The sequence below is a fragment of the Pseudomonas siliginis genome (genome assembly GCF_024072275.1).
In the GTDB taxonomy this organism is placed as follows: domain Bacteria; phylum Pseudomonadota; class Gammaproteobacteria; order Pseudomonadales; family Pseudomonadaceae; genus Aquipseudomonas; species Aquipseudomonas siliginis.
On the sequence record NZ_CP099598.1, the window covers coordinates 2822532 to 2842852 of the forward strand.

Below are 20321 nucleotides of genomic sequence, written 5' to 3' on the forward strand. Positions count from 1 at the left end.
GGCAGCGTATTGATCAACGCGATGCTCAAACTGCGCATTAAAAAGCCCTGAATCATCAGGGCTGAGTTTTGGTTGAGGGGGCGTAGAGTGACAAGCTCGCGGTCGGTCTACTTCGCGCTCGAAGAGCAGGCCAACCGGTATTGCTCATAGTTCAAGCCTTCGACCTTTTCCGGCAGCTTGTACGGCACGGGGCAGCTTTTGCCCTGCCACTTGATGGTGATGACACCGTGATCTTTGGTCACCAGCGCCAGGGCCTTGCCCGTCGGATCTGACAATGCCAGTTGTTTGCCGTCGCTATCCAACAGCACCGCGCCGAATGGAATCGGCTGGCCGTTGGCATCGTACAGTTCAAACTGGACGCGTCTGCCTTTGCTGCCTTCGAAGCGTGCAAGAACTATCGAACCTCGTCTTGGCACCAGTTGCTGGGTGGCATTGTCCAGCTCGATCTCACCGCCCAGGTTACGCGTGTCCAGCGTTACCCAGTTCACGCGGTACGGTTGCGCGTTAGGCAGAACCGCATAGCCGTTCAGGCCGGTTTTCACACCCGAATAGCTGCTGACTTCGACGCCCGACATGCCGGGCACTTCCACCAGACCGAACGTTTCACCGACGGTCTGGCCCATATTGATGCCGCCTGCATGGGCCACCAGCGATCCGGCGGCACTCAGGTTCTGTGATTCATAACCGTTGCCTCGGTTGTAACCCAGGCTCAGGTCGCCCATCGATGTGCGGGTACTCAGGCTCAGCGAGCCAGATCGATCGCCTTGGACACTGCGCCCGGTCTGCACGGAATAGTAGGTGTCGCTGTCCTCGGTCAGATAACCGTTGATCCCGGCTTGGGTGCTGGTACCGGTGTTCTGATGGTTACTGGAAATGTAGGCGCGCGGTGCGCGGGGTGTCGAACCGAGCGGAAACGAAATCGAGACGCTCAGTTGTGTGTCGTTGCTGGTGTCACCGCGCGCGCCGAACTCCTGGGTTTTGCTCAGGCTGATGTTGTAGTTCAGGTCGCGCCAATTGTTGTTGTAGCCGGCGGAAAAGCTCCGCGAGCCACCGCGATCCCAATAGCGCTGGTCACTGGCGTTCAGGTAAAGCGAGCCGAACTGGCGTGCTTCGCCCAAAGTCTGGTTGACCGTGAGGTCGGTGCGGGTTTTGGAATTACCCAGGCGCCGGGTGGCCCCGGAGCTGGTGTCCTGGACATGGTCGGTCAGCGTGCGATAACCCTCGGTCGAATAACGATAAGCGGCGAGGGTGAAGCTGGTATCGGTGCCGGTGAAGGTCTTTGCATAGAGCGCGCGTATGCTGCTGCCTTGGGTGGTTTTGCCGAATGCCTTGCTGGACGATTGCGTCACGTCCAGGGACATTGCGCCAATCGAGGTGTTCTTCGCCGCACCGATGGACAGCGCCTTGAAGCCGTTGCTCGCCTGAATGCCGGCAATGCCCGTCAGGTTGCTGGTCAAGCCGTAGGCGAAAGTGCCCCCAAGGAAAGCCGGTTTGTCATAGCCCTCGCTGTTGTTGTTGAACTTGCCGCTCGACAGGCTGTACTTCAGTTGCCCCTCACGCACCATCGTCGGCAGGGCGGAGAACGCCTGCCGGGTGACCTTGCGCCGTCCATCTGCTTCAACAATGGTGATCTCCAGATCGCCGTTGGAGCCCGATGGATAGATGTCACTGATCTCGAACGGACCCGGCGGCACGTTGGTGGTGTAGAGAATGTAGTTATCCTGGCGGACCTCGATCGTGGCGTTGGTTTCAGCAACGCCACGTATGATCGGCGCATAGCCCCGCTCGCTGTCTGCGCGCATGCCCTCATCAGAGGCCACCTTGACGCCTTGATAGCGCACGCTGTCGAACAGATCCGAATCGGAAAAGATTTCCCCCGCACTCAGTTGCCCCTTGATCGCCGTGAGGTCGCGCTGGATGAAGGTGCGGTTGCTGACGAACCGATTGGGCCGGCCGGTGGAGCTGCTCAGGTTGGACTCGTTGCGCAGCCGCCAGGCGCCCAGGTTCAGGCCGTTGCGAAGCCCGAGGTTGTTGGAAATTTGCGTCGAGTAATCGGTTTTGCTGCGGGTGCTGCTCAGCTGGTAGTTGATGAAACCGGCGGCCACACCTTGGTCCCAAAGCTCTGGATCTACATAGCCGCGCATGCCACGCGCCATGGCGACCTGCGGCACACTGATATTGAGGCGCAGGCGGTTGGCATCGAAATTGAGACTCGCTTGCTCGATCATTGCAGGCAGGTCGTAGTGATCGGCAGGGTGTTGCTCGTCAACCAGACCCTGCTCACGCAGTTTGCGCATGTCCACACCCAGCTGCTGCAACAGTTCCAGAGTGATGCGTGGCTCGACTTTGCCGTTGACCGGGTTGGCCGCGAAATCGATATCGCGACGCCCGACCAGCGTGCCGTTGCTGAACACGTCGACGCGGTATTGGCCTGGCAAGACGCTGTTGGCATTCAGCAACGGTTGCAGATCGACCGCCGATGAACCTTCAAGGAACAGCGTATTGAAAGATTCACTCGCCACTGCGGCCGGGGCTTCGGCGCCCACGGCGAATCCGCAAATGGCCATGTTGATAGCAAAGCACAATGGATGCAGGCAGCCCAACGCCGCTTTGTTTTTCTGGCGCGCAACATGATGCTTAACACAACTTTCAGATGTGTGGTGTTGGGAGGGAAACATGCAATTTGCCTTATCAGTCCGTGTTGCTTCAACCGGAGTCCGGAACTTGTGAATAGCTTGTAAGTTGGCAGGGTGGGGTGGGGGATTTACTGGGCGGAGGCATCTTTCACGCGCTCGGCATGGCTTTCGGCAACGCTTAGTGGTGCATCGAATCGTTGTTGTGCGCCGTAATCGTTAATTGCTGAAAAACTCAAATGCGAAGTACCAGCTGGCAGATCTTTCAGATTGAATGAGCGAACTTCCCCTGGAACGATCATTGTCGAATCAATTACCAATTCCGCTTTTTTTCCTGCAACGACTTTCAGATCGGCCAGCGACACGTGGTAGTTGCTTTGGTTTTTTACTTTCAGCACCGACTTGCCAGCCTGAGTGACCAATTGCCATGCAAGTTGCTCCGGTGCCTTTGCGGCATCACCGGTGAGTCCGTCCGGGCGGAAGAAGACCTTGATACGCTGACGTACCGCCAATTGCAGCGTGTTGACATCGGCAGCACTGGCCTGGGGGATTTCCTGCACGTTCAGCCATACCACCGACTCCTTGTCCGCAGGCATGCCGCGGCCTTCATAAAGAATCCTCAGTAATTGCTGTTGATTGGGCTCAAGTTTGGCCAGTGGTGGAGTAACAGCGAAAGGCGGTGCGCTGCCAGCCGTGTCGCCGGCATCGAGCCACGATTGTGCGAGGATGGTTTGCCCGCCGTTGCGCACCGTGACGTTCGCCTCTTTGTGCGCGCCATCGAAGATGATCCGGGTGGAGCTCAGAGAGATGCTGGCGAATGCCGAGTGCGTCATCAACACCCCGGCAAGCCCCAGGCAAAGCGGAAAATAGCGACTTAACATAGTTTTCACCGATTAATGGCCGGGGAAGGACGAGGCACAGCGGCCCCGTCCAGGTATTGCGGGCTGCTTATTCGTATTCGAGAACGAACGGCAGAGTGGCGTTACCGGTACCGGCAGTAGCGGTGGTCTTGTCGCCGGTGGTGACGTAAGCGGCTGCGAACGACAGGGTGCCGTCACCGCCTGTGGTTGCGTCGCCAGTCAGGTTGGTCTGCACTTTGGCAGTGGCTTCGGAGCTCAGGTCGATCAACTGGCCATTGCTGTCCAGCAGTGCGATACCAACGCCTTTGGCCGCGTCTGCACCCTGCAGCTTGAGAACTTTTTTGCCATCAACCAGGCCCGAACCGCCGTTTACGGTTGGTTTGAACAGCATCGAAACCTTGGTGCCAGCGTTGCAGTTCACTTTCAGGTTGAAATCGTTGGCGGCCACACGACCGGCGCCCGGAGCAGAGTCGGTGCCCATGTCTTTGATCGACACGCTGCCCATGTCCACGGCAATCATCTTGTCGTTACCCGAAGCGCCGTCTACCGAGCAGGCGTCGTTGTTGATAACGCCGGTGAAGCTGATTTGACCGCTGCCGCCCTTGACAGCTTTAGCGGCTTCTTCTTCAGCCACTGCACCAGTGGAGGCAGCCAGTACGGAAAGAGTGAGTACTGCGAAAGCGAACTTTTTCATGTTTATATCCGAAGTTATTGTGAAGTGCTGCATTGAAATGCCAGGCCATATTAGGTGTGCGGTGGTGGCGGGTCTTTGGGATTTGTCTTAAAGCGATAAAGGTGCGAGCCAGTCAGTAATATGGCAGTGGCGTATTCATATTTGCGGTAATGGTGCAGCGAACCAAATGAGACAATTCTCAAAGTCGTGCGGTCTTTGTCTGGCTAGTATTCGCGGATGCAGAAATTCTCAGTCAACGCAAAGTTTGTGAGCGGGCGTCCTGCTTGAAAGATTATTCAGACTTTCGCTATTAACGACTGATAGAAAGAGGTTCCAGGTTTGTGAACACGCTTCGTATATTGGTCTTGGAAGATCACGCCTTTCAGCGCACGGCGGCAGTCAGTGCGCTTAATAGTCTGGGGTACAAAAATATCTTTCAGGCGGCTGACGGCAAGGATGCGCTGGCTGTGATATCCCAGGCTGGAGGCGTGGACGTTGCATTGTGTGACTTGAGCATGGCCGGGATGGATGGTTTGACGTTCTTGCGCCTGGCGAGAGAGGCCGGTTTGATTCGTGCAGTGATCATCTGCAGTTCACTGCCTGAAGACTTGTTGCGCACGGTTGATCGAATCGTCACGTTGCAGGGGCTTGAGTTGCTTGGCAGTGTCGGAAAACCGTTGATGGTCGATGTGCTGGCGCCGTTGTTGGCTCGCTACCGGCCGCACAATCAGATCGATGCCAAAGTGGCAGAAAGTCAGCTTGATCAGCCCACAGAGGGTGAGGTACTCGAAGCCATTCGTCGGCAGGAGTTTCGCGCCTACTTCCAGCCCAAATTTCATCTGCGCAGTGGTGAGGTGGATGGCGCCGAGGTGCTGGTGCGATGGCAGAGCCCCAGTCGTGGATTGCTTTCGCCGGGCATGTTCTTGCCGACGATCGAGCGCTGCGGGCTGCTCGATGAGATGTTTTTCAGCCTGCTCACGCAAGGCTTGAGTCTGCAGCGCTTCGTCCAGTCTCACGGCAAGCCGTTCAAGCTGGCGTTCAATCTCGACGTGACGCAGATGGCCAATCCGAATCTTGTCGACCGGATCAAGGCGCTGTTGCGCATCCATGGCGCCTCGCCAGCTGGGCTCATTTTCGAGCTCACGGAAACCGGCCTGCTGCAGATGCCCGAGATCAGCATGGAAAACATGGTGCGTCTGCGCATGCTCGGCTTCAGTCTGGCAATCGATGATTTCGGTGTCGGCTATTCTTCACTTGAGCGGCTGTGCCAGATGCCGTTCAACGAAATCAAACTCGACGCCGGCTTCGTGCAGAATTTCCATCAGGCGCGCTACAGCGCGGTCATCCACGGGGCGTTGGCCTTGGCGCGGGAATTGGACATGCGCGTGGTGGCAGAGGGTATTGAAACCGCAGATCAGGTTCAGCATCTGGCGCGGCTTGGTTGTCAGTGGGGGCAGGGCTTCTTCTATGCTCGCCCGATGAATTGGGCGCATTTGGTCGACTGGCGTTTCGAAGGCCAGAAGTCGTCCTGGCGCCGCGCAATAGGCACATCCGATCGTTGATGCAAGCGGCATTCTGACTTTTGGGACAAAGCCCTATTTCGTCACGCCTTTAAAACACTCATCATGTGCCGAGAAATCAATCAGATGCACCTGAATGCTTCGGTGATGCCCGGGATTTGCTGCGGTTGCCAAGTGCTGATGGTCCTCCAACACTCTTCATCATGGAGCTGTTCATGCATTGGTCAGTCGTGAATCCGTTACGCGTTGCCATCCTTGATGATCACTCGCTCATACGTCTGGCGATGAAGTCGCGGCTGACGCGCGAAGCCGAGTTCAGTGTCGTAGGTGTGTATGGCAGCAGCGCGCAGTTGCTCGCCGGATTGCGCGAAATCGACATCGACCTGCTGATACTCGATTACAAACTGCACGATGGGGAGCTGGACGGGCTCAATCTGATCCGCCTGCTGCGCAAGCAATATCCGGGCATGCGCATCCTCGTCTCTTCCTCAGAAGAGCGCCCGGCAGTGGTGAACATGGCGGTCGGGGCGGGCGTCAGTGGATTCTTCGGCAAGTCACAGTCGGTCGATGACCTGATTACTGCCATTCGCTGTGCAGCGTCCGGCCAGTTGTACCTGTCTCCCACCATGGCCTTTGAGCTTGACGTGTTGCCAGCATCGATCGAAGAGCCCGCCGGTGCCAAAGACGAGAGCGCGGCGCACAGCGACGATTTCCTCAGTAATCCTCTGCTGTCACCTAAAGAGAAAGAAGTCTTGCGCTGTTGTCTCGAGGGGATGGGGGTGACGCAGATTGCCTTGAAGTTCTCGCGCAGTCGCAAAACCATCAGTGGGCAAAAACAGGCCGCTTTCAAAAAGCTTGGCATTCGTGGTGACGCAGAGCTGTTCAAGTTGCAGCACAGCCTGACAGCCGACAACCAGGGATAACACGCTTATGTTTCATCTGTTGCGCGGTGTTTTGCTAATCAGTGTGCTTTTCGTATTCAGTAGTGGTGTGTTATTGGCAGCAGAGCCGCGCACCTTGCAGGTGTTCGGTCGCTCGGACTGCAAGGAGCTGCAAGTCGATCTGGCCAATGAAGACTGGAGTTGGCTGCGGCAAAAGCGCAGCCTGATATTGGGTTCTGCGCTTCCGGATTTCCCGCCTTATGTCATGACCGCCAGCGGTACGCGCTATGAGGGGATTGCCGCCGATATCGCCTGCATTATCGGTCAGGCACTGCATGTTGAGATTACCGTCAAGGCTTACCCTGACCGGCGTGACGCCATGGCCGCACTTGAGCGCGGTGACATTGACATGTTGGGCAGTTCCAACAGTTTCGAATTGATCGATGGCCTCGTCACGCTCAGCAAACCTTATGTCGAAGACGTGCCGGCGATGTTCATGCGCGGCGATGATCGACGACCGATGCCGGCCAATCTGGCCGGTTTGCGTATTGCGGTTGCCGACGATTACCTGCCTTCCAGTCAATTACACGCGTTATACCCCAACGCCGAATTCGTGCTTTTTCCATCGAACGAGTTGGCACTGGCTGCGCTGGCTTTTGGCAAGGTCGACCTGTTTCTCGGCGATACGGTGTCGAGCAATTACCTGATCAACCTCAACTACTTCAACTATGTGCGGCTGCACTCTTTCGTCAAAACCCAAACCAGCGGTTTCAGCTTTGCCTTGCGCCGGGGCAACGACCAATTGCTGCGTCTGATCGATTCGACCCTCGAGTCGCTGGGTGATGCGAAGATTGCCGAAATTACCAAGCGCTGGTCGGGCGGCGGCGGGGCGCTGACGCCCAAACGCATTGACCTGACACCCGGCGAAGCACGTTGGCTTGAGCTGCATCCGGTCGCGCGGTTCGTGATCAATGACGATCAGGCACCGTTTGCATTCTTTGATGGTGACGGCAACTTTGGCGGGATCGGCGCTGATCTGCTCGAGCTCATCCAGCGGCGTACCGGCTTGCAGATCAATGTCGAGCGCACCGACAGCTTTTCCAGTCTGAGCACGCGTCTGCTGGATGGCAGCGCGGATATTTCTCTGCTGACACCAACGGTCTCGCGGGAAGTCGGCATGCGTTTCACTCATCCGTTCCTTGCCAGCCCCTTTGTGATCGTCACCACCAAGGACGCAGGCGCGCCTTCAAGCCTGCAGGAGCTGCGCGGCAAGCGCGTCGCAGTGCCCGAAAGTTCGGCTGAGCGTGAGCTGCTCAAGGACTACCCCGACATCGAGATCGTTGATAACGAAACAGTTCTGGGCGCCTTGGCTGACGTGAAGGACGGTCGAGCGGACGCGATGATTACCACGTTGCACAGTGCGCGCTACTACATCGCCCACATCTACAGCGACAGCTTGCGTATCTCCAACATCGTCGGCATGAACAAAGGCTTCCTCGCTTTCGCCGCGCGGCGTGCCGATACCGAACTGGTCAGCATTCTGAACAAGGCGCTGCTGAGCATTCCGCCGGATGAGCTGGACGTAATCCTCAACAGGTGGCGTCCCATTGCAGCGTTTTCGGGGTTGTCGTGGCGCGATTACAAGGCGCTGATCTACCAGATCAGCGCTGGCGCGTTCCTGATTATCCTGGGATCGCTGGCGTGGAATTTCTACATCCGTCGGCAGATTCGCGAACGCAGTCGTGCAGAGCGCTTGCTCGGCGATCAGCTGAAGTTCATGGGGGCGCTGATCAACGGCACGCCGCATCCCATTTACGTACGTGACCGGGAAGGTCGGCTGGTGACCTGCAATAATAATTATCTGCAAACATTTGGCCTGTCAGAAAAGGACGTGATCGGCAAGACCGTGCTCGAAAGCGGCAAGCGCAATCGTCAGGAGGCGTTGCAATTTCACGACGACTACCTGCGCGTCATCGAGCAGGACGAACCTTACGAGGTGGATCGCACGCTGCATGTGGGTGATACGCGGCTGATCATTTACCACTGGATCCAGCCGTATCACGACACGGCGGGTGAAGTCAGAGGCGTGATCTGCGGCTGGATCGATATCAGCGAACGCCGTGAACTGATCGAGGAGTTGCGTTCGGCGAAAGAGCTGGCTGACGAGTCGAGCCGCGCCAAAACCACGTTCCTGGCGACCATGAGCCACGAAATCCGTACGCCGATGAGCGCCGTGATCGGCATGCTCGAACTTACCCTCAAGCGTGCCGAGCAAGGTCACTTCGATCGGCCGGCGATTGAAGTGGCATACGACTCGGCAAAAGGTCTGCTGGAACTGATCGGCGATATCCTCGATGTGGTACGCATCGAATCGGGCCATGTCAGCCTTTCGCCGAAACGTGCCAACCTGCGCGAATTGGTCGAATCCGTGGCGCGGGTGTTCGACGGCTTGGCCAGGCAGAAGAGTCTGGTGCTTAAGCTCGACATCGACGCCACTGTCGGCTGTGACGTATTGGTTGATCCGATGCGCTTCCAGCAGGTGCTCTCGAACCTGGTGGGCAACGCGATCAAGTTTACCGACACCGGTCATGTCACCGTCTCGATTCGCGGCCAACGTCTCGCTGACGAACGCTTACAGGTCGACCTCAAGGTCGAGGACACCGGCATCGGCATTTCCAGCGCCGATCTGCAGAATCTGTTCCAGCCGTTTTCCCAAGCCAATCATGGCCCCTCCAGCAGAGGCGGCACCGGTCTGGGACTGGCGATCTCCCGTTCATTGTGCGAATTGATGGGCGGGCGGCTGAACATTACCAGTACGCTTGGCAAAGGCACCTGCCTGGAAGTGTCGCTGTTCTTCAATATTCTCAGCCCGCTTGGCGGCAAAGTGCTGCCTGTTTCGGTTGTTCAGGACAAACCGGTACCGACACTCAGGATTCTCGTAGTCGATGACCAGAGCGCCAACCGCCTGCTGTTGACGCAGCAGCTGAGTTTCCTTGGCCAGGCGGTGCGTGATGCCGCCGACGGTGCCCAGGCATTGGCGCTGTGGCGCTCGGAGCCGTTCGACATTGTGATCACGGACTGCAACATGCCGGTCATGAACGGCTATGAGCTGGCCCGCACCATTCGCCAGGACGAACGCGAAAGTGGTGGATCGCCGTGCATCGTACTGGGCTTCACGGCCAACGCGCAGCCGGAAGAAAAAGTGAAATGCCGGGAGGCCGGGATGGATGATTGTCTGTTCAAACCGATCAGTCTCGGCACCTTGTCGATCATGCTTGCAGGCTGGGAAAAAAATGTTGAAACCCAGCCATTTGAAAGCCCGCCTGCGGCGACTATCAAGGAGCTGGGTTCGATTCGCGAGCGTCTTGACGAGCTCACCGGAGGCGATCTCGACATGATGAAAGAACTTCTGCGCGAGGCGCTGTCGAGTTGCGAAAAGGATCTGGAGGAGTTGCATTCGCTAATACCCGAAAGCGATCCCGGGCTGTTGGCTGACCTGGCGCACCGCATCAAGGGGGCGGCGCGCATTGTTGCCGAGCATCAGGTCATTGAGGCGTGTAACGAGCTTGAAGCCGAGTGCGAGGCGCCTGTTATCGATCCGCTGGACCTCAATCGCAGTGCATTGAAGCTGGAGCATGCACAGGCTGATCTGATCAAGAAAATCAAACGGATCGAGCTGTAAACGTATCGGCTCATGACCATCCGACTGGCCTTGCATTAAAGCTGACGTTAAAGATCATTTTGCAGCGGGCGATACCTTGGTAATAACCATGGAGTTTCGCGATGATCATTCGACGTCCTTTATTGATTGCCTGCCTTTGCCTGCTCGGTTTTGACACCGTCAGCGCAGCCCAGTCTGCGCCGGTCAGCGGAGTGATTCGCTTCAGCGGTCGAATTGTCGAGGCAAGTTGCATTGCCAGTGGCGCCAGCCATTCTTCTGTCGAGTTGCTTGATTGCCCCCAGGCAAGCACCGGGCAGATTTTTACCGTGAACAACGTCAGTGCGGCAGGGCGAGGTGAGTCGCGCCAGCAGGTGTTTGTGAAGGTGATTGCCGATACTCATGAGCAGGACGATTATTACGACCAGCGCTTGCTGCTCACGGACAACAAGGGTCACCAGATAACGAGCGGTAATTACGTAGTGACGATGACGCTGCCTTGATGGCTTGGAAAGAATGAGTCTGCGCCCCTTGTTTCAAGGTTACTGACAAAAAGGGGCGTTAATAATGAGAATTGTCTGGTTCGCACAGAACCGTCCCGCGCTTCTGGCTTGTCGCCACTCCCCTGCGTTGCAAAATCCCTCCTTCAACACTTTCTGAGCCAGACCATGCGCCGATCGCTTGGGCTGTCGTCAAGGTGTGGCTTTTTATCATCTATCCCTGCGTTCATTTTTGAGACAAGTCTCATATCAGGCAGGTTGGCCCTTGGTTATTTTCTTGAAAGGAAGAATGGAGCTGCCAAAGGTGCCCGATGTTTCTTGAAAATAACCGCAGTCGATCCTTGCGGATCCTGATCGCCGATAGCGATGTGCGCAGAGGTCTGTCAATCGAACAGCAGTTCAACAAGCTGGGCTGTCTCAGCGTCTTGAACGTTTGCACTTATCGTGACCTGAAAATACTGACGTATTACTGCCCTCAACGGTTGAGCCTGGTCGTCGTCAATGCTGAGCTGCTCAGCGAGATGGCGATGGATCCGCTCGACTTTTTCGGGGAAAACCCGCTGATTCGTCATTTGCTGATTTTCAATCCCAACGATGATCACCAGTGGTCGAAGACCTTCTTCAACCCGCATCCGCAACGCTGGATGCGCCTGGTCTCGAAAATCAATCTGCCGCGACTGGCAGATTTTCTGATGCTGGCCGACCCGGCGCTCAAGGAACTTGCGGAGCCGGCCTCGACCGACTCCACACTCTCTTCGTGCGCAAACCGCTAGCTGCTGCACCTTCCCGCGATGATCCACGTAGACGCTGAGGTGCTATTGCCCAGCGCCTGCTGTGCCGCCCACTCGTTTGCCCCATTGTCTTGAATACACTCTAAGGTAAGGCATCATGCTGCTTCGTAAACTTAATCTCGCGCCTCGTTCGGCGCTGTGTTTCGGCTTGTTCTGTCTCATGATTATCGCGATCGGATTGATCGCTCTGCAGCAAGTCGACTTGCTCAACAAGGCAGAAACGTACGTCGAGACGACGATCGTGCCGAGTATCAAGCTGCTCGGCCAACTCGATCGAGAGTTCGTCGAAATCAAGGGCAACAACGCTCGCTTGCGCAATCCCATCGAAACCCCTGAGCGCAAGGCGCAAGCCCTGATGGACATTCAGCAGTCGCGTCAGCTGATCAAAAAACATCAGCAAGCGCTCATTGATCTGCTGGCCACTGACGCTGGGCGCGAGGCGTTCGAGGAGTTTGCCAAAGCACAGAAGGTCAACGATCTGGCTCAGGAGCAATACCTTCAAACCGTGGCGAACGGGCAGCTTGAAGCGGCCATTGCGTTGTCAAAGAATCAGATGCGTGCTGCCTCGGATGGCGTACAAGTCGCGCTCAAGAAGCTGATTGCACTCAACGAAATAGAAGCTTATGAGGCGGGCAAGCAGGCCGACAATGTCTATGAGCACACGCTGTTGATCGTCAGTGTGTTCATTCTCATCGCGATCGGTGCTTCGTTGGCCCTGGCCGTGTTGTATACCCGCAGCCTGACGGTACCCATTGCAGGCTCGCTAAGGGTGGCGGAATGCATCGCCGCCAATGATCTGAGCGAAACCATTGCGCTGGATGGCTCTGATGAGGCGGCGCAAATGCTGTCGTCATTGGCGGCGATGCAAACCAGCCTGCGAGATGCCTTGATCATGATCCGTGATTCGTCCACGCAGTTGGCCGAGACCTCGGAGGTCATGCACGGCGTCACTGAAGATATCTCGCGTATCACTCAACGTCAGAGCCATGAAATCGAAATGGCCGCCACCGCCGTCACTGAAATGAGTGCAGCGGTGGAGCAGGTTGCAGACAACGCCGCATCGACCTCGCAGTTGACGTCGGAATCAAGTGCCGCAGCCGTCGCCGGTCGAAGCCAGGTCAGCGACACGGTAGCCGCAATCAACCTGATGGTGTCCAGCGTGCACAGCACCTCGGCTGAGGTGCAGGCGCTATCGACCATGGCGAGCGATATCAGCAGCGTGCTGGACGTTATCCGAGAGGTTGCCGAACAAACCAATCTGCTTGCCTTGAACGCAGCGATCGAAGCAGCGCGGGCGGGGGAGGCGGGTCGCGGTTTTGCCGTGGTTGCCGATGAGGTGAGAGGGCTGGCGCAGCGTACTCAGAAGTCGACCGAGGACATCGAGTCCATGGTCAGCTCCATTCAGTCGGGCACCAGCCGCGCAGTTTCCTCCATGAGCCACACCCGCGCTCAGGCCGAGAGAACGCTCGAAATGGCCAATATCGCCGGCGAAGTGCTGACCGACATCACTGGCTCGCTGAATCTCATCAACGAGCGAAACCTGCTGATGGCAACCGCTGCTGAGGAACAGGCTCAGGTTGCGCGGGAAGTCGACCGCAGCCTGATCAGCATTCGTGACCTGTCATGTGAAACCGCAGAGGGGTCGAAACAGACGGCAGTTGCATCGGCGGAGCTGTCGCAATTGGCGGCGTCGCTGAACAAATTGACCAAGGAATTCAAACTTTAATCAGTAAACGTAAAGCCCTGGCTACCAGGGCTTTTTGATCAGCGCTCGATCGGCGCAGCAAAGTCTTGCGCATGGGGTGCAGAGTCAGTTTGTGCTGGCGATGCGGTTTGTGCTGTCAACTGCTCAATGCAGCTGGCGAGTTGTTTTTCATAGCTTTCAAGTACCGCTTCGGCTTCAGCTTCGCGCTCATCACGCAGGCGGAAGAAATCGTCGCGATTGAGTTGGTCCGCAACAAGTCGGATGTTTTGCTCGATGATCGCGCACAGTGAATCTTCATCCTCTAACGCCGCGCTGGTCAGGGCTGCCTGTCGATTGTTTTCGAGTTCGGTTTTTGCGTGCTCAGCGGCCTTCGCCTGTTCCTTTGCGCTAAGCAGGTCGGCTTCCAAAACCTGTTTCTGTTCCGCCAGGCGCTTCAGTTCTGCGCTCATCGACTGGATTGCATCGGCGCGCTGGGTGAGTTGGACCTCCTGTTGTTGCACCACAGCCTTCAGTGGAAACAGTTCATTGAGTTGGTAGCCGGCGACCACAGTCATGGCGATCAGTGCCAGCGCAAGAATGGTCAGGCAGTAGATGGCGGCGTTGCTCTGGGGTTTTGAGCTATTGAGGGTATCGAGGGCTCTCACGGAATCGTTTCTCCTATCAAGAGTAGACAGTGTAATAACCTCGATTCGCTGGGCCTTTAAGACGAGTCTTAAATTGTGCTCTATTTGCGTATGTCGATAACGGCTAACATTTGTTAACGAATTCGCAGAAGGCTTCTTTTTTAAACCGACTATCTAAAGTTTCTTGTGGGTCCATGAGAATTGTCTTGTTTGCGAATAAATAAACTTTTTGCTCAAGCTCCTTTTTTTCATTATCGTCTGCTGCCGCTTTGGTGGCGTTTACTGCTGATAGTTCACGCAATCGTCCGCCATTCAAATGTTTGCAAACACGGCGAGTTCAGAGAGATTGCTATGAAGTTTTCCCATGTTTTAATTGTCGGTTTTTTGTATTTACTGCCATTTAACGCAATGGCTGCAGTTTGCGAATTTTATCCCGACCATTCCAAGGGCAGTGTCAGGGTGGTTCTTCCAGCCACGATCTCGGTGCCTCGTGACACGCCCAACGGCACGGTTATCTATGAAAGCCCGATCGTGACCCTGGGCGCCATACCCAGCTCATTCAGGTGCTCTGCGGTACACAACGAAGGTGTACGCAATACTGTCGGCGTTACTCAGCCGGGCGCGGAGATTTTTCCTATCGGAAATACCGGAATCGGCTGGCAATGGGTCCGACCGCCATCGGGGAAAGCGTGGAAAGGCTTTCCAGGAACTACCGACACTGCTGGCGGTTGGGGTTGGAATGGTTCTGAGCACATCTTGCGTTTTGTAAAGACGGGAACTATTTCCGGCAGTGCGACGATACCCTCAGGCCAACTTGGGACCTTCGTCGCTGCAGAAATCGAGCCTCTGGCAATGAATACAAATGGAACGCGGATCGTCTCGCAGTCTTGTGAAACACCTGATGTGAAAGTGGATATGGGCAGCTACACCATGAGCGATTTTTTGCAGAACGGTGACTATGCCAAGGAGAAATATTTCTTTCTTGATATGAAAAACTGTCCTCCCGGAATCAATAACTTCAGGTACTCCTTTTCGCCCACTGCGGGCAGCCCTGCATGGAGCGCTGATACCGGCGTGGTACACCTCAACAGTAATTCCACTGCCAAAGGGCTGGCATTGCAAATGCGCTTCAGTGACAGGACGATACTCAAGCTGAACCAGAATTACATAATGAAAGCGCCAACATCGAGCGGCGGTAATGCATCCGTTTCCTTGCAAGCCCGCTTCGTGCGCATCGAGCCTTCCAATGCGCAAATGCGAGCGGGCGATGCCAATGCCGAAATTGCCTTTGTCGTCGAGTATCTATGAGCCCAACAGCCTCTTTACCTCAGCCACAATCACCGCAATATCAAACGGCTTGGGCACCACCACATCAAACAGATCCGAACGCTGCATGCCGATGTGCGCTTGCGCGCCACTCATGAGAATGATCGGCAAGTGTTTGACGGACGGCTGGGCACGCACGGCTTCGGCGAATTCGAGGCCGTCCATGACCGGCATCATGAAGTCAGTGATGACCAGGGCTGGACGTTCTCTTTCCAGCACTTCGAGAGCCTTCTTGCCATTGCTCGCGGTCACAGTCATGAAGCCCTCATCCTCAAGCGCAAAGCCAAGAATGTCAGCAATCAGATACTCGTCGTCGACTACCAGAATGGTGGTCATGTTATTTCAACCCGCTTGAAGACTTACGAAATTGAACCAGGCAATGACTCAGCTGCGACTGAAGGTTCATTTTTCAAAGCCTTTTCCAGGAACACATCTTGATCGCGTACAACCACCTCGAACCGCGACGGGTTGTAGGAGCTATCGCGTACCTTAAGAATGGAAAGCGTCCTGCGAAGTTCAGCGTGATTTTCAAAGAAACGCATGAGGATCAGGTTGTCGACAATACTGGACAGGTCAGAGTTCGGTGCGCTGACCTCGGAGCCGAACAAATCGCGCATTTCCCATGAGGCGAACACCGTAACGCCTCTGGATCGCAGCTCATTCATCAGCGCGCTGAAAAAGTCGGTGATGCGTTCCGGTGTGGTTGAAACCCGAGTCATGCCGCTGAGGCTATCGATGAACAGGCGCTTGATGCCTTTTTCATCGACCAGGCTCAGCAGGCGTGCGCCGAGGCCGTCCAGCAAGCCTTCGGTAGTTGGCTGCCAGGCAATGCTCAGCGCACCGCTGTGTTCCATGTGTTCGATATCAATGCCCAGCGAACGGCCTTTCAGCCGCAGCCGCTGCGGGCTTTCATAGAAGCCGAAGTGCAGGCCCGGCGATTCGGCCGTCGACTGCGCGATGAACTTCAGACCCAGCGTGGTCTTGCCGATCCCGGAAGGCCCCATGACCAGCGTCACGCTGGAGCTGTGCAAGCCACCCCCGAGGATGTCATCCAGTGAAGCAATGCCGCTTGGAATGCGCGTCATGTCCGCGCTGTCAGGGGCGGAAGGGCGCTTGTAGAGACTTTCGAGGCGCGGGTAGACGACCAGGCCGTTATCGGTGATCTCGCACTCGTGAAGACCGGTCAACGCGCCGCTGCCGCGAGTCTTGCGCAAATGAATGCGCCGTACCGAACGGGTACCGAACAGCTCTTCGCCCATTTCGATGACGCCGTCGACCATCGTATGCTCGGGGCTGCCGTCATCCAGGCGCGAGCTGGTCAGGAACAGCACGGTGCAACCGGCAAATGCGGCATGGCCTTGCAGTTCAGAGATGAATTTTTTCGTGTCGATCGGCGAGTCGGCTTTGGAACGTGCATTGAGCAGGCCGTCAACGACCATGACGGTCGCCTTCTGCCGGGTGATTTCGCGTCGCAGCAGCTTCACTACCTCATCGAGGCCTTCGTTTTCCAGCGTATCGAATGCGCTGACAAACTGGATTTCCGCGCCGACTCGCGAGGCGTCGAAGAAACTCATGGTCGACAGAAACTGGAACAGACGGTCGTGGGACTCGGCCAGCAACGTGGCGACCAGCACACGGCCGCCGTTTCGGGCGTGGTGAAATCCGAGCTGATTGGCAAGGATGGTCTTGCCGGAGCCCGGACGCCCTTGAATGATGTACGAGGCGCCCGCGACAAAGCCCCCCTGAAGCAGCGCGTCGAGCCCTTCGATCCCGCTTTGAAGGCGTTTTAGCTTTTCCACAATGCAACCCTGATCTGAATAAACAGGCTTGTTCAGCCGAATGAGTGAAATGCTAACGCCATTTCCGGTTGAGGGCCATAAAGGCTGGGGAAAAGTAGCGTTTTTGCAATGTGAACCTGGCACGTGACTGCTCGGGATCAGGGGGTAGTGACAAGTCCGGCACAGGAAGATTCGATTTTTCGAAACCCGGAAGCCGATTACGTCCATATGCGCTGCTGCGGACCATGAGGGTAACGCTTGCCACTTTGCTTTCATGAAATCGTCACAAAACTGCTGCAGAGTTCGGGAGCCCGTAATCACTAGGTGTCATTTAATGAAAAGTTTGATGAAGTCTGCTGCGCTCGCCATTGCGGTATCTCTTTGTGCCACCTCGGCCTCATTTGCAGCAGAAAATGTTCGCCTGACGGGGTCCGGAGCAAGTTTCCCGGCGCCGATCTACCTGACCTGGTTCAAGGATTTCAGCAAGAAATCCGATGGCGTCACTGTCGATTACCAATCCAAAGGCAGTGGCGCGGGCGTACAGGACTTCTTGAACAAAACCGTGGATTTCGCTGCCAGTGACTCGGCAATGAAGGACGAAGATATCGCCAAGGTCGCCGAAGGCGTGCAGTTGCTGCCAATGACCGCCGGGGAAATCGTGCTGGCCTATAACCTGCCGGGCAATCCCAAGGGCCTGAAGCTGCCACGCGACGTCTATTCCAACATTTTCCTGGGCAAGATCACGCGCTGGAACGATCCGCAGATCGTCGCAGCCAACCCGGACCTGAAACTCTCCGATACGCCGATCACCGTTGTAGTGCGTGCAGATTCCAGCGGTACGACCGCGGTATTCACCAAGCACCTGGCAACCGTCAACGCCGAGTTCAAGCAGGCGTTGGGTGAGGGCAACACCGTCAACTGGCCGGCCAGTGACAAGTTCATCAAATCGCCGAAAAACGATGGCGTAACCGCTACCGTACGCCAGACCCCTGGTGCGATTGGTTACATCGAATATGGCTTCGCCAAGCTTGCCAAGGTCGACTTTGCCCAGTTGCAGAACAAGGCAGGCAATTACGTCGTGCCAAACGCCGAAAGCGGTGCCGAGGCATTGGCGGCGGTGAAGATGCCGGAAAACCTGGTGGCCTGGCTGCCTGATCCGGACGGTGCCAAGTCCTATCCGATCACCTCTTATACCTGGATGATTTTCCGCAAGGACAATGGCAACCCGGCCAAGGCCAAGGCCATGCGTGAAATGGTCGAATACAGCCTGACCGAGGGGCAGAAGATTGCCGATTCGATGGGTTACATCCCGTTGCCGCAATCGGTCGTCGAACAGGTTCGCAAAGCGTCCGCCAACATTCAGTAACGCCGTGAGGTCTCTCTCGGCGTGTGCGTCTGCACCACGCCGGGAGAGTTTTCCCCCTGTTCCGGACTTAGCCCATGAACAAACCTTTTGTCGTACCGGTTAATCCCGACTCTGCCTGCCAGCCACCCTCGACGAAGGATTTCCTGGTTGATCGCACCTTCCGCGCGCTCGCGCGCATCGGTGTGGTACTGATTCTGGCGCTGGTATTTGCATTGGTGTTCGAAGTCGGACGCAAAGCACTTCCCGGTATGGAGAAGCACGGCTTCGATGTGCTTCTGGGCAGCGTATGGGACGTCAACCAAGGCAAATACGGCATTCTGCCAGCCATCTGGGGCACGCTCTACAGCGCCTTCATCGCGTTGCTGATCGCCGGTGTTTTTGGTGTGAGCATGGCGATTTTCCTGACCCAGGATTTCCTGCCGACCAAGCTTGCTGCGCTGTTTCGCACCATCGTCGAACTGCTCGCGGCCATCCCCAGCGTGGTCTATGGCCTGTGGGGGATCTATGTGGTGATTCCGGCGATTCGGCCGCTGACGACCTGGCTGAACAGCGAGCTGGGCTGGATACCCTTTTTCGGCACGTCCCTGAGCGGTCCGGGCCTGCTGCCCGCAGCTCTGGTGCTCGCCATCATGATTCTGCCGACCATTGCCGCCGTGTCGCAGGACGCGCTTACGGCTGTGCCGATGAAAACCAAACAGGCCGCGTACGGCATGGGCACAACCCATTGGGAAGCGATTCTCAAGGTGATGGTGCCTTCGGCCGCCACCGGCATTTTCGGCTCTCTGGTGCTGGGCCTGGGGCGCGCGCTGGGTGAAACGATGGCGCTGGCCATGCTGGTCGGCAATGCCAACAACATTTCCCTCTCGTTGTTTGCACCGGCCAACACGCTTGCCGCTCTGCTGGCGCTGAACTTCCCCGAAGCCGGGCCGAACGAGATCGAGGTGTTGATGTATGCCGCGCTCGTACTGATGTTGATTACGCTGATCGTGAACATTTTCGGCTCGATGATCATGATGTACGCCCAACGGGGTAACAAGTGATGACTGATCTGACCGCAGCAACAGACCTGACGGCGCCAACCGGTGCGATGCCCAGTTTGCAACGCAGGTTCGAAGGCCGCGCGCTGCGCAGCCTGATCCTGACCACCCTGGTCTGGGCAGGTGCTTTGCTGGCCAGCGTACCGCTGATTTCCGTGCTCTACATGCTGATCACCCGCGGTGGCGCGCGTCTGAACCTGGAAGTCTTCACCGAACTGCCGCCGACCGGCTTCGAGATGGGTGGCGGTTTCGGCAACGCGATGGCGGGTACCTTTGTGATGGTCGGTATCGCGGCAGCGATCGCGGTGCCGGTCGGGATCATGGCGGCCATTTTTCTGGCTGAACTGGGGCCGGATAGCAAGCTGGGGAACGCCGCGCGTTTTGCCGCCAAGATGCTTACGGGCCTGCCGTCGATCCTGGCGGGGGTGTTTGCCTACGCTTTGGTAGTAATGACGACTGGCACGTATTCGGCACCGGCAGGTGGCGTGGCGCTCGCCGTCCTGATGCTGCCTATCGTGGTGCTCACCGCAGAAGAATCGATGCGGATGGTGCCCAAGATCATGAAAGATGCTGCTTATGGCATGGGCTGCACTCGCTCGCAGGTCATCTGGAAAATCATCTTGCCGACCGGCATGCCGGCGATCCTGACTGGCGTGATGCTCGCCGTGGCGCGTGCCGCAGGCGAGACGGCACCTTTGTTGTTTACCGCGCTGTTCAGCAACTACTGGATCTACCACCAGGGCAATCTCGATGTCATGAATCCGACTGCCTCGCTGGCGGTGCTGATCTACAACTTCTCCGGCATGCCTTTCGATAACCAGCTCGAGCTCGCATGGGCGGCCTCGTTGGTGCTGGTGATGATCGTGCTGTTCGTGAACATCATCAGCCGGATTTTCGGCAAGCCCAAGTATTAAGAACGGGAGCATCTGATTTTGAACGTATCCACTGCGCAAATTGCCGCTCCGTTTGT

16 protein-coding genes are annotated in these 20321 nt (G+C 56.6%); 10 read left to right on the forward strand and 6 right to left on the reverse strand.

Annotation, left to right across the window (positions count from 1 at the left end; all coding sequences use genetic code 11):
- Window positions 1–107: 107 nt before the first annotated feature.
- From NF676_RS13175 to NF676_RS13185, 3 genes are all read right to left on the reverse strand, one after another.
- A complete protein-coding gene (locus NF676_RS13175) occupies window positions 108–2567 on the reverse strand; it encodes a fimbria/pilus outer membrane usher protein (protein WP_252887883.1) in 2460 nt (819 codons plus the stop codon).
- A 197-nt stretch (window positions 2568–2764) separates the two neighbouring features.
- Complete coding sequence (locus NF676_RS13180) at window positions 2765–3514, reverse strand: fimbrial biogenesis chaperone (protein WP_041478776.1); 750 nt, start codon at window positions 3512–3514, stop codon at window positions 2765–2767.
- Window positions 3515–3581: 67 nt separating this feature from the next.
- On the reverse strand, window positions 3582–4187 hold the full coding sequence (locus tag NF676_RS13185) for a fimbrial protein (RefSeq protein ID WP_056785673.1): 606 nt from the start codon (window positions 4185–4187) through the stop codon (window positions 3582–3584).
- A 320-nt stretch (window positions 4188–4507) separates the two neighbouring features.
- On the opposite strand from NF676_RS13185, the gene NF676_RS13190 reads away from it, so the two are divergent.
- The 6 genes from NF676_RS13190 (at window position 4508) to NF676_RS13215 (ending at window position 13242) form a co-directional block, all read left to right on the forward strand.
- Window positions 4508–5728 carry an EAL domain-containing response regulator gene (locus NF676_RS13190; protein WP_095179872.1) on the forward strand — a complete coding sequence of 407 codons (1221 nt, stop codon included), beginning with the start codon at window positions 4508–4510 and terminating at the stop codon, window positions 5726–5728.
- 173 nt (window positions 5729–5901) lie between these two features.
- Window positions 5902–6609, forward strand: coding sequence for a response regulator transcription factor (locus tag NF676_RS13195; protein WP_016774579.1), 708 nt, complete (start codon window positions 5902–5904; stop codon window positions 6607–6609).
- 7 nt (window positions 6610–6616) lie between these two features.
- Complete coding sequence (locus tag NF676_RS13200; protein ID WP_423661282.1) at window positions 6617–10249, forward strand: transporter substrate-binding domain-containing protein; 3633 nt, start codon at window positions 6617–6619, stop codon at window positions 10247–10249.
- Between the two features lie 101 nt (window positions 10250–10350).
- Complete coding sequence (locus tag NF676_RS13205; RefSeq protein WP_016774580.1) at window positions 10351–10728, forward strand: type 1 fimbrial protein; 378 nt, start codon at window positions 10351–10353, stop codon at window positions 10726–10728.
- Window positions 10729–11036: 308 nt separating this feature from the next.
- Window positions 11037–11498, forward strand: a complete 462-nt coding sequence (locus tag NF676_RS13210; RefSeq protein WP_056785680.1) for a hypothetical protein — start codon at window positions 11037–11039, stop codon at window positions 11496–11498.
- Window positions 11499–11613: 115 nt separating this feature from the next.
- Window positions 11614–13242 (forward strand): methyl-accepting chemotaxis protein, encoded by a 1629-nt coding sequence (locus tag NF676_RS13215; protein ID WP_095179876.1) that lies wholly within the window; start codon window positions 11614–11616, stop codon window positions 13240–13242.
- A 38-nt stretch (window positions 13243–13280) separates the two neighbouring features.
- Here NF676_RS13215 and NF676_RS13220 read toward each other — a convergent pair whose 3' ends face one another.
- Window positions 13281–13865 (reverse strand): hypothetical protein, encoded by a 585-nt coding sequence (locus tag NF676_RS13220; RefSeq protein ID WP_056785683.1) that lies wholly within the window; start codon window positions 13863–13865, stop codon window positions 13281–13283.
- Window positions 13866–14195: 330 nt separating this feature from the next.
- Between NF676_RS13220 and NF676_RS13225 the strand changes: the two genes are divergently transcribed.
- A complete protein-coding gene (locus NF676_RS13225) occupies window positions 14196–15152 on the forward strand; it encodes a fimbrial protein (RefSeq protein ID WP_056785684.1) in 957 nt (318 codons plus the stop codon).
- Here the strand turns inward: NF676_RS13225 and NF676_RS13230 are convergent.
- Window positions 15147–15506, reverse strand: coding sequence for a response regulator (locus NF676_RS13230; RefSeq protein ID WP_016774585.1), 360 nt, complete (start codon window positions 15504–15506; stop codon window positions 15147–15149). The two genes, NF676_RS13225 and NF676_RS13230, sit on opposite strands and share 6 nt — an antisense overlap.
- A gap of 23 nt (window positions 15507–15529) precedes the next feature.
- Entirely contained in the window at window positions 15530–16969 is a 1440-nt protein-coding gene (locus tag NF676_RS13235; RefSeq protein WP_252887885.1) for an ATPase domain-containing protein, read from the reverse strand.
- 313 nt (window positions 16970–17282) lie between these two features.
- Here NF676_RS13235 and pstS point away from each other — a divergent pair, with 313 nt between their 5' ends.
- From pstS to pstA, 3 genes are all read left to right on the forward strand, one after another.
- The gene (gene pstS / locus NF676_RS13240; protein WP_051600442.1) at window positions 17283–18314 is read left to right on the forward strand and encodes a phosphate ABC transporter substrate-binding protein PstS; all 1032 of its coding nucleotides are present in this window, start codon (window positions 17283–17285) and stop codon (window positions 18312–18314) included.
- 74 nt (window positions 18315–18388) lie between these two features.
- Window positions 18389–19354 carry a phosphate ABC transporter permease subunit PstC gene (pstC, locus tag NF676_RS13245; RefSeq protein WP_024012838.1) on the forward strand — a complete coding sequence of 322 codons (966 nt, stop codon included), beginning with the start codon at window positions 18389–18391 and terminating at the stop codon, window positions 19352–19354.
- Window positions 19354–20265, forward strand: coding sequence for a phosphate ABC transporter permease PstA (pstA, locus tag NF676_RS13250; RefSeq protein WP_016774590.1), 912 nt, complete (start codon window positions 19354–19356; stop codon window positions 20263–20265). Before pstC ends, pstA begins: the two co-directional genes overlap by 1 nt.
- Window positions 20266–20321 lie beyond the last annotated feature (56 nt).

Bases quoted from the DNA above. Each gene is read 5' to 3' on its own strand.
- NF676_RS13175 (WP_252887883.1), bottom strand. From the start codon at position 2,567: ATGGCCATTTGCGGATTCGCCGTGGGCGCCGAAGCCCCGGCCGCAGTG.
- NF676_RS13180 (WP_041478776.1), bottom strand. From the start codon at position 3,514: ATGTTAAGTCGCTATTTTCCGCTTTGCCTGGGGCTTGCCGGGGTGTTG.
- NF676_RS13185 (WP_056785673.1), bottom strand. From the start codon at position 4,187: ATGAAAAAGTTCGCTTTCGCAGTACTCACTCTTTCCGTACTGGCTGCC.
- NF676_RS13195 (WP_016774579.1), top strand. From the start codon at position 5,902: ATGCATTGGTCAGTCGTGAATCCGTTACGCGTTGCCATCCTTGATGAT.
- NF676_RS13200 (WP_423661282.1), top strand. From the start codon at position 6,617: ATGTTTCATCTGTTGCGCGGTGTTTTGCTAATCAGTGTGCTTTTCGTA.
- NF676_RS13205 (WP_016774580.1), top strand. From the start codon at position 10,351: ATGATCATTCGACGTCCTTTATTGATTGCCTGCCTTTGCCTGCTCGGT.
- NF676_RS13210 (WP_056785680.1), top strand. From the start codon at position 11,037: ATGTTTCTTGAAAATAACCGCAGTCGATCCTTGCGGATCCTGATCGCC.
- NF676_RS13215 (WP_095179876.1), top strand. From the start codon at position 11,614: ATGCTGCTTCGTAAACTTAATCTCGCGCCTCGTTCGGCGCTGTGTTTC.
- NF676_RS13225 (WP_056785684.1), top strand. From the start codon at position 14,196: ATGAAGTTTTCCCATGTTTTAATTGTCGGTTTTTTGTATTTACTGCCA.
- NF676_RS13230 (WP_016774585.1), bottom strand. From the start codon at position 15,506: ATGACCACCATTCTGGTAGTCGACGACGAGTATCTGATTGCTGACATT.
- pstS (WP_051600442.1), top strand. From the start codon at position 17,283: ATGAAAAGTTTGATGAAGTCTGCTGCGCTCGCCATTGCGGTATCTCTT.
- pstC (WP_024012838.1), top strand. From the start codon at position 18,389: ATGAACAAACCTTTTGTCGTACCGGTTAATCCCGACTCTGCCTGCCAG.
- pstA (WP_016774590.1), top strand. From the start codon at position 19,354: ATGACTGATCTGACCGCAGCAACAGACCTGACGGCGCCAACCGGTGCG.